This is a genomic window from Arthrobacter sp. P4_H3 (genome assembly GCF_056400885.1).
Genome location: NZ_JBFUKK010000005.1, coordinates 157,031 through 166,173 on the forward strand (window position 1 = coordinate 157,031; position 9,143 = coordinate 166,173).

The following is a 9,143-nucleotide window of genomic DNA, read 5'->3' on the forward strand; positions in this document are numbered from 1 at the left end:
TCTAGTAATCGCCTCAGCTGATGCAGAACTCGTTGCCTTCGGGGTCTGCCATGGTGTGCCATTCGTGCGGCCCCTGGCTGGCGGTCCACAGGAATTTTGCGCCGCGTGCCTCAAGCTCCGCGCGGACCTCATCCTTGTCCCTGCCGTCAAGGCGGACATCCCAATGCACCCGGTTCTTTATGGTCTTCGCTTCCGGCACGGTCTGGAACAGCAGGCGTCGGGCGGGGGCCTTGGCTTCGAGTTCCTCGACCGGCCGGATCGCCGCGCCGGCAGCCCACACCAGCCTGCCGTTGTGGGTCTTCGTTTCGGCTTCGGTGGCGTACCCCTGCTCGATCATGGAGCGGATGAACGCTTCATCCTGCGGTTCCACCGCCCAATCCAGGGTTTCCGCCCACCAGTCGGCCAGCTCGTGCGGATTGCTGCAGTCGATCGCTATCTGAATGTTGAGTCCCATGGGTCAAAACTACGACGGCGGTGTTCCCGCCGGAAGGGGTTTGCGGACAGTTCCGGTCCGGGTTCAGCGCGTCCGGGCAGGACGCGCGGCACCCTTATGCTCACGCTCCGCGGCCTCCCTCAACCCCTAGGGCTGGACCTGCTGCAGCTGCTCCATCAGTTCGGGCGGGATCGCGTAGATGAACACCACGGCCAGCAGGTTCTTGGCGGCATGGACGAAGTAGGAGAACATCACGTTCTTCCCGGTCCACACGTACACGAACACCAGCGTGGCGCCCATGGCCAGGTACGGCATCAGCACCGGCAGCGTGAGGGTTTCCTGGCCCACGATATGCAGCGCCGCGAAGAGGACCGTGGACAGGATGCAGCACACCCAGATGTTGACGCGCCGGCTGAGCTTGCCGATCAGCAGGTGGCGAAAGATGTACTCCTCCACGAACGGACCCACGATGACCAGCAGCGGCACAATCAGCCACGGCGACACCTGTTGGACGAGCGCCTGGACATTGGCCTGGTTGGCGGAGCCCTGCACCGGTCCGGTGAGGGCTACCAGCAGGGCCGTCAGGATCAGCATGGCCACCACCGCGGCAGGAATCATGATCAGCGTGAACCATGGCCTGGTGGCCAGGACGCGGAGGTCCCGGGAGACAACCCGTCGGGCGGCAGCCAAGGCCAGGACACCGACGCCGCCGTAGAACAGCAGGTTCACCGAGTACACGGCAATAGTGGGGTCCGGGGAGAGCTGCAGCAGCAGCGGTTGCAGCAACGATCCTGCCACGGCAAAGAGTGCCGCCACGGCCACGTAGAGCCCCACGGTGGTGTAGTCGAGCGCGGAAAAACGGTAGAGATCCGGCTGTGGCGCCGGGGAATTGCGGAGAGCTGTTCCCATATCTCCAGCCTAGCTTCCCAACTGACTCGCATTTGAAGCAGCGACGTTGCAGCCGCGAGGAGGCGCCCCTTACAATATTCGGTATGCCTAAATTTCTGTTTCGGTGCGCCAAAGTAGTCCGCCGAACCGAGGGCCTTCGCACTGCCGGAGCCGCCGTCGTCGCCGTTTTCCTCTGCCTGTCCCTGGCCGCGTGCGGGGGTGCCGCCCCCGGCCAAGGGTCAGGGGGTGAGAAGCCCGTGGTGCTGACCACCTTCACCGTGCTGGCGGATGTCGCGCAGAACGTGGCCGGGGACAAGCTGCAGGTCGAGTCCATCACCAAGGCCGGCGCCGAAATCCACGGCTACGAGCCCACTCCAGGGGACATCCGCAAGGCTTCCAAGGCGGACCTGATCCTGGACAACGGTCTGAACCTGGAAGCCTGGTTCGCCCAGTTCGTCGAGGGCCTCGATGTTCCGCACGCCGTGGTCTCTGAAAGCGTGGAGGTGATGTCCATCAGCGAAGACTCCTACCAGGGCAAGCCGAATCCGCACGCGTGGATGTCGCCGGTCAACGTCCAGATCTACGTGGACAACATGGTGAAGGCGTTCTCGAAGCTCGACCCGGACAGCGCGTCCACCTTCGAGGCGAACGGTGCGGCCTACAAGGCCAAGCTGCAGGCCGTGAAGGACGAAATGGTGCAGAAGCTTGCAACCGTTCCCGAGGCGCAGCGGGCGCTGGTGACCTGTGAGGGGGCCTTCTCCTACCTGGCGCGCGACGCCGGCCTCCGCGAGGTCTACATCTGGGCCGTCAACGCCGAGCAGCAGGCCACGCCGCAGCAGATCGCCCGGGCCATCGAATTCGTCAAGGCCAACAAGGTCCCTGCCGTGTTCTGCGAGTCCACGGTTTCCGATGCCCCCATGCGCCAGGTGGAGGGAGCCACGGGCGCGAAATTCGGCGGCGTCCTCTACGTGGACTCGCTCTCCGAGGCGGACGGCCCCGTCCCCACGTACCTGGACCTCATCCGGCACGACTCCAAGATCATCACCGAAGCACTGGTCAGTGCCCCGGTGGGGGCGGCATCATGAGCAACCCGGCCATCCTGGTTGAAAACGTCACCGTCCACTACGGCGAGGTCCTGGCGCTGGACGCCGCGTCCCTGACCCTGGACACCGCCCGGATCTGCGGCCTGATCGGCATGAACGGCTCCGGAAAGTCCACGCTGTTCAAGGTGATCATGGGAATGATCAAGCCCGACGCCGGCCGCGTCCTCATCAACGGTGAGTCGCCCGCCAAAGCGCGCAAGGAGGGCGGCATCGGCTATGTCCCGCAGAGCGAGGACGTGGACTGGCAGTTCCCGCTGTCCGTCCGCGACGTGGTGATGATGGGCCGCTACGGGCACCAGGGCTTCACCCGCCGCCCCTCCAAGGCGGACCGTGCCGCCGTCGAGCTGGCCCTTGACCGGGTGGAACTCTCCGAGTTCGCGAACCGGCAGATCGGCCAGCTCTCCGGCGGCCAGAAGAAGCGCGCATTCGTGGCCCGGGGCATCGCCCAGGGCGCCACCATGATGCTCCTGGACGAGCCGTTCGCCGGGGTGGACAAACGCTCCGAAGCCACCATCACCCGCCTGCTGCGTGAACTCGCCTCGGACGGCTGCACCATCCTCATTTCCACCCACGACCTTCACGCCCTGCCCCAGCTGTGCGACGAAGCCGTGCTGCTGATGCGTAAGGTCCTGATGCACGGCCCGCCCGAGTTGGTCCTGCAGCCCGAGAACCTGGCCATGGCGTTCGGCCTGGACGTCCTCAACCGGGACCTCCCGGACGAGGATGCCCCGGACGAGGATCTCCGCGATGCTTCCGGCACGGGCCGCCCGGTGCAGGATCTCTCGAACCAACAGGGCGGGAACTGACCATGGATCTCTTTGACCTGCTGCTTGAACCGTTGAGCTACGACTTCATGGTCCGCGCCATCATCACCACGGCGCTCGCCGCCATAGTCTGCGCCGTGCTGAGCTGCTGGCTGGTGCTGATCGGCTGGTCGCTTATGGGCGACGCCGTCTCCCATGCCGTGCTCCCGGGCGTGGTCCTCGCCTACATCGTGGGGGCCCCGTTCGCCCTGGGCGCGCTGGTCTTCGCGCTGATCGCCGTCACCCTGATCGGGGTGGTCCGGAACACGAGCCGGGTGAAGGAGGACGCGGCAATCGGCATCGTGTTCACCTCGCTGTTCGCCCTGGGCCTGGTGCTCATCTCGGTCACGCCGAGCCAGACCGACCTCAACCACATCATCTTCGGCAACCTGCTGGGCGTCAGCATCCCGGACCTCATCCAGGTGCTGGTGCTGGGAGTGGTGGCGTTCGCCATCCTCATCCTCAAGCGGCGGGACCTCACCCTGTACGCCTTCGATCCCACGCACGCCCACGCCATCGGGCTGTCCCCGAAACGGCTGGGGGCGCTGCTGCTGGGCCTCCTGGCGCTCACCTCGGTGGTCGCGCTGCAGACCGTGGGCGTGGTGCTGGTGGTGGCCATGCTGATCATCCCCGGAGCCACGGCCTACCTGCTGACGGACCGGTTCTCCCGCATGCTGGTGATCGCCCCAGTGATTTCGGCGCTCTGCTCCATCGCCGGCATCTACCTCAGCTACTACCTGGACACCGCCTCCGGTGCCATGGTGGTGCTCACCCAGGGTGCCATCTTCGCCGTCGTCTACCTGTTCAGCCCCCGCCAGGGGCTGATCGGCACCCGGCTGGCGAAAGCGCGCCGCAAGAAGGCTGTGGCGCTCGCCGCCTAGGTTTGCATTTTGCTGCCTACGCCCGGACGGACTTGCGGTTGTAGAGCCACAGCGCCCACACATACCCGCCCACGCTGAAGACTGCGCACCAGACAAGCGTCGCGAGCATGGTGCCGGCCTCCACGGGCGTGCCCATCAGGAGTCCGCGGACGGCTTCGATGAACGGCGTGAACGGCTGCACGTCGGCGAACCAGCGCAGGACCTCGGGCATGGAATCCGTGGGCACGAACCCGCTGCCAAGGAACGGCATCAGCAACAGGATCATGGGCTGGTTGCTGGCTGTTTCCACGCTCTTGGCGTTGATGCCCATGGCCACGGACAACCACGTCACGGAGAAGCCGATCAGTGTCAGCACGCCCAGGGCTCCGAGCCAGCCTGCCGGCGACCCGGTGGGCCGGAATCCGATCAGCAGGGCAACGGCGGCCACCAGCAGCATGGCGGCCATGGTCTGGATGAGGCTGCCCAGGACGTGGCCCGTGAGCACGGCACCCCGGGAGATCGCCATGGTGCGGAAGCGTGCAACGATGCCTTCCGTCATGTCCGTTGACACCGAGATGGCGGTTCCCGTCGCACTCCCGGTGAGGGTGAGCATCAGGACGCCCGGCACGATGTACGCGAGGTAGTCATCCCTGCCGCCGCCCAGCCCCGACCCCAAAGTCCCGCCGAGCACATACACAAAGAGCAGCAGGAAAATGATCGGGGTCCCCGCGACAAACAGCGGGATCGAGGGGTAACGGACCACGTGCTTGAGGTTCCGGCGCAGCATGGTGGTCGCGTCGGACGCGGCATAACTGAGGGTGCTCATCGTGCGTTCTCCTTCTGGCTGGTGAGGGCGAGGAAGACGTCATCCAGGTTGGGTGTGTGGACGGACAGGTCGGCCACCTCCACGGAGGCGCGCTCCAGCCGGTCCAGCACGTCCTTCAAGGACCGGACGCCGTCGTCGCCGGAAACTTCCAGGGTGAGGGAATCGTCGTCGCGGTTGTCCGGTTCCAGCACGACGGCGGCCCGCTCCAAGGCGGCCAGGTCGCCGAAGGTGAGGCGGATGTGCCCGCCGGGGACCAGCCGCTTGAGCTCGGCAGGGGTGCCCTCGGCCACGATCCGGCCCTGGTCCAGCACCGCGATCCTGTCCGCGAGCTGGTCGGCTTCGTCCAGGTACTGGGTGGTCAGGAAGATCGTGACGCCGCGGGCCACGAGGCCCTGGATGATCTCCCACATGGTGCGGCGGCTCCGCGGATCCAGGCCCGTTGTGGGCTCATCCAGGAAGATGATCTCCGGATCGCCCATCAGGGTCATGGCGAGGTCGAGCCGCCGCCGCATGCCGCCCGAGTACGTGGCAAGGGGCTGCGTGGCCGCCTCGACCAGGTCGAACTTTTCCAGAAGCCCTGCCGTGCGGCGCCGGACCTCAGCCGCCGGGAGGTGCCGGAGCCTGCCCATCAGGGCCAGGTTTTCCTCGCCCGTGAGCAGGCTGTCCACGGCCGAGAACTGCCCCGTGAGGCCGATCTTGCCGCGCACCTCATCGGCCTGGCGTACGACGTCGAAACCTCCTACGGCGACCTCCCCGCCATCGGCGGAGATCAGGGTGGACAGAATGTGGACGATGGTGGTCTTGCCGGCGCCGTTGGGGCCGAGGAGGGCAAAGACGGTTCCCGCCGGAACGGTGAGGTCCACGCCGTCGAGTACCTGTTTGCTGCCGTATGCCTTGCGCAGCCCGGCCACAGTGATGGCCGAAGAGTTGGTGCTTGCCATGACTCTTCCTTTACTGGGTTCGTGCCTGGTTGGGTTACCTGGTCGGAACAGGGGAGCGCCGCACGGTGATGTCGCCGTACGCGCTGCGGGCACGGACCTCCACTTTGGCGTCCGTCTCGCCGGGCCCGGTGGTGGCGTCGAGTCCGTTGCGGACGCGCCCGTATTTGGTGCTGAGGTCCAGCCACGCGGCGCTGCCTTCGCGGACGCCGATGGCCAGTGAGCCGGCGGCGGTCTGAAGGGTGAGGGTTCCGCGCGAGACCTCGCCGACAGTGATGTCGCCGTTGGAGGCCTTGATGGTTGTGGATGCCCCGGCCCGTTCCAGTGCGACGTCTCCGTTGGCGGCACTGACGCGGAGTTCGCCGGCGGCATCCACGATGTGCGTGCCGCCGTTGCCGTTCTTGACAGTGGCAATTCCGTCGATCTCCCGGATGCGGATCTTGCCCGAGCCTGTCTTGATTTCTGCCCGGCCCGCGACGCGTTCCACGGTCACATCGCCCATGCCCGTGTGGACCTTGAGGTCCGTGCAGTGGTCCAGGCGGACGTGGCCCATTTCGGTCTTCAGCTCGGCCGAGCTGAACTCGCCCTCGCAGCGGAGGTCGCCCATGCCGGACTTCAGCTCCAGGCTGCAGCCGATGGGCACTTCAACGGTGATGTCCACGGCGCCCCCGTCGCTGAACCAGGTGTGGCGGCGCTGCGGGCGCAGCCTGACCTGCAGGCGTCCGTCCGAATAGTCCACGGTGGTCTGCTCGGCCACCTTGACGTCCAAGGTGCGGGTTGCGGTGCGGGGCTGGACGTTGACCACGGTGTCGGTGCGGTTGCCGGCGATGATCCAGATGTCGGCGCGGACCGAAACGTCCACGACGACGGCGATTGGCTGGGGTGTCTCGAAGGTTTCCATCAGTGTGCCCATCCTGTGAAGGTCTGCTCGCCGGGATCCCGACGTGCGGTTCGGTGTGATGTTTGGCTGCCGTTGAGGGCATCGGCCACGGCCCGGATCAGCCAGGAGTTCACGGAAAGGCCCTCAAGGCCGGCGGCCTCTTCAACCTGCTGCTTGAGGTGATCCGGCAGCCGGAGCGTGGTGCGGGAGGTGCTGGCGCCGTCGAGCTCTTCCGTGACCTGCCGCGCACGCTGGCTGGACCGCTCCACGACGGCCTCGTAATCGCTGGCGGCGGGCGGATTGGTGACCACGAACTCGGGATCGCGTCCCCGCAGCCTGACCTCCACCGAGGCCGGCGCCAGCTCCAGGGTGATCTCGCTGGCGGCGTCGGACAGGGCTTCGAGCAGGACGAGCCGGACGGTGGACTCGAGCGCAGCGGTGAGGCGTTCGCTCAGTTCCCGGGCGTCAGGGCCGCCGGCTTCGGCGGCCACGTCCAGCTGGTGCTGGACGGAGGTTACGTACTGGTTGAGTTGCATGACACCACTATGACGCCACTATGGTGTCGCGTCAATACTTTTTGGTGATTATTGGTGTCACCATGGTGTCGCGGCTTGACTCGTCCGCCTCCGCCGGGCAGTCTGGAGCGATGAAGTCCTAAGCGCGGCCCTTCTTTCCGGCTGCATTCCCAGTACACATTTCGGCGCTGTCGCCATTCACTGCGGACCTGCGAGGACTCCTCTTGACTGAACATCTTTCCCTGACCGGCGTCACCCATGGCTATGGGGACCGCCGGCTCTTCACTGCCGTCGATCTCACCATCGGTGCCGGTGAACACGTGGCCGTCGTCGGCGAAAACGGCGCCGGCAAATCGACGCTGCTGCGGATCCTTGCCGGGCTTGAATCCCCGGACGAGGGTACGGCCGCGAACCACGGCCGCGTCGGCTACCTGGCACAGACCACCGGCCTGCCGGCGTCGTTCACCGTGGGCAACGCCATCGACCACGCGCTCGAGTCGCTCCGCGCCATCGAGGCCGAGCTGGACCGCCTGGAATCCGGCCTGGCCGATGCTGACGAGGAACAGCTGGAACGCTACGGTGACCTGCAGACCCAGTACCAGCTCCGGGAAGGTTATGCCGCCGAGTCCCGGGTGGAAGCGGCCCTGGACCGCCTGGGCCTCGGCGGGCTGGACCGGCAGCGGGCGCTGGGTTCGCTCTCGGGCGGGGAGCAGCACCGCGTGGCCCTGGCCTGCGTGCTGGCTGATCCTGCGGACGTCCTCCTGCTGGACGAGCCCACGAATCATTTGGACGCCAGCGGCACGGCCTGGCTCGAGGCTCGGCTGGCCGCCCACCGGGGGACCGTCGTCGTGGTTTCCCACGACCGCGCGCTGTTGCGCAAGGTGGCCGCTTCCGTCATCGAAGTGGACGCCGAGCGGTGCGCGGTCAACCGCTACGGGAACGGCTACGACGGGTACCTGCGGGAGAAGGCCGCCGAGCGCGAACGCTGGGTGCAGCAGTACCGCGGCTGGCTGGACGCGATGGCTGCCGAGCGCCTGCAGGCGGATACTGTGGCCGGGAAAATGGGCTACGCCCGCCGCCGCGACGGCGACAAAATGGGCTTCGACTTCAAGGCAGGCACCTGGCAGCAGGCCGCCACCAGCAAGGTCCGCAACGCCCAGGAGCGGCTGCGCCGGCTCGAAGCCAATCCCATTGACCGGCCGCCGGTTCCCCTGAAACTGGCGGTGGACCTTCGGGGGGAGACTGGCGAGGACGCTGCCGGCGCGGCGGGACCGGCGCTGGAAGCGCGCGGTGTGCAGGTGCCCGGCCGCCTGGCACCGACCGATTTCCGGGTGGAGGCAGGCCAGAAGATCCTGATCACCGGTCCCAACGGGGCAGGGAAGTCAACGCTGCTGTCCGTGCTGGCCGGCACCCTCGAACCGGAGGCGGGCACTGTGCTGCGGCATGGCCGGATCGGCTATTTGCAGCAGGAGCTGGAACCGCCGGTCCGTCCGGGGATGCGGCTTCTTCCGGCCTTCGTCGCCGGCCTGGGCGGCAACATCGACGAGCATGCGGAGGCGCTGCTGCGGCTGGGCCTCTTCCGGACCACCGAATTCCATGTTCCGGTCGGAAGCCTTTCCGCCGGGCAGCAGCGCAGGCTGGCCCTTGCCCGGCTCCTGCTCGGCGGATTCCAGACGATGCTCGTGGACGAACCCACCAACCACCTGGCACCCGTGCTGGTGGAGCAGCTGGAAGCGGCCCTTTCGGAATTCGGCGGAACGCTGATCATGGTCAGCCACGACCGCGCCTTGGGCGAGTGGTTCAGTAAATGCGCCGCACGGGCCGGCGCCGGGAGCACCGGCGGCGCAGGCTGGCTCCGCTACGGGATGGCGGAAGGCGCGCTGGCCTAGTTTCGGGC

10 protein-coding genes are annotated in these 9,143 nt (G+C 66.9%); 4 read left to right on the forward strand and 6 right to left on the reverse strand.

Annotated elements, in window-relative coordinates:
• Positions 1-13 precede the first annotated feature (13 nt).
• On the reverse strand, positions 14-454 hold the full coding sequence (locus AC1DRE_RS08855; RefSeq protein WP_476984272.1) for a VOC family protein: 441 nt from the start codon (positions 452-454) through the stop codon (positions 14-16).
• A 126-nt stretch (positions 455-580) separates the two neighbouring features.
• The gene (locus AC1DRE_RS08860; RefSeq protein WP_476984273.1) at positions 581-1,342 is read right to left on the reverse strand and encodes a lysostaphin resistance A-like protein; all 762 of its coding nucleotides are present in this window, start codon (positions 1,340-1,342) and stop codon (positions 581-583) included.
• Between the two features lie 83 nt (positions 1,343-1,425).
• Between AC1DRE_RS08860 and AC1DRE_RS08865 the strand changes: the two genes are divergently transcribed.
• From AC1DRE_RS08865 to AC1DRE_RS08875, 3 genes are read left to right on the forward strand one after another with little or no spacing between them, the layout of a single operon-like run.
• A complete protein-coding gene (locus tag AC1DRE_RS08865; protein ID WP_476984274.1) occupies positions 1,426-2,406 on the forward strand; it encodes a metal ABC transporter substrate-binding protein in 981 nt (326 codons plus the stop codon).
• Positions 2,403-3,230, forward strand: coding sequence for a metal ABC transporter ATP-binding protein (locus AC1DRE_RS08870; protein WP_476984275.1), 828 nt, complete (start codon positions 2,403-2,405; stop codon positions 3,228-3,230). Before AC1DRE_RS08865 ends, AC1DRE_RS08870 begins: the two co-directional genes overlap by 4 nt.
• A 2-nt stretch (positions 3,231-3,232) precedes the next feature.
• Positions 3,233-4,108: a metal ABC transporter permease gene (locus AC1DRE_RS08875; protein ID WP_214956674.1), complete on the forward strand. Its 876-nt coding sequence runs from the start codon at positions 3,233-3,235 to the stop codon at positions 4,106-4,108.
• A 16-nt stretch (positions 4,109-4,124) separates the two neighbouring features.
• On the opposite strand, the gene AC1DRE_RS08880 is transcribed toward AC1DRE_RS08875, so the two are convergent.
• Genes AC1DRE_RS08880 through AC1DRE_RS08895 form a run of 4 tightly spaced genes read right to left on the reverse strand, consistent with a single transcriptional unit; the run spans position 4,125 to position 7,267 of the window.
• A complete protein-coding gene (locus tag AC1DRE_RS08880) occupies positions 4,125-4,913 on the reverse strand; it encodes an ABC transporter permease (RefSeq protein WP_104173304.1) in 789 nt (262 codons plus the stop codon).
• A complete protein-coding gene (locus AC1DRE_RS08885; RefSeq protein WP_476984276.1) occupies positions 4,910-5,854 on the reverse strand; it encodes an ATP-binding cassette domain-containing protein in 945 nt (314 codons plus the stop codon). Before AC1DRE_RS08885 ends, AC1DRE_RS08880 begins: the two co-directional genes overlap by 4 nt.
• 34 nt (positions 5,855-5,888) lie before the next feature.
• Positions 5,889-6,752, reverse strand: coding sequence for a DUF4097 family beta strand repeat-containing protein (locus AC1DRE_RS08890; protein WP_476984277.1), 864 nt, complete (start codon positions 6,750-6,752; stop codon positions 5,889-5,891).
• On the reverse strand, positions 6,752-7,267 hold the full coding sequence (locus AC1DRE_RS08895; RefSeq protein WP_476984278.1) for a histidine kinase: 516 nt from the start codon (positions 7,265-7,267) through the stop codon (positions 6,752-6,754). The genes AC1DRE_RS08890 and AC1DRE_RS08895 overlap by 1 nt, the downstream gene beginning before the upstream one ends.
• A 203-nt stretch (positions 7,268-7,470) precedes the next feature.
• Between AC1DRE_RS08895 and AC1DRE_RS08900 the strand changes: the two genes are divergently transcribed.
• Entirely contained in the window at positions 7,471-9,135 is a 1,665-nt protein-coding gene (locus AC1DRE_RS08900; protein ID WP_476984279.1) for an ABC-F family ATP-binding cassette domain-containing protein, read from the forward strand.
• Positions 9,136-9,143 lie beyond the last annotated feature (8 nt).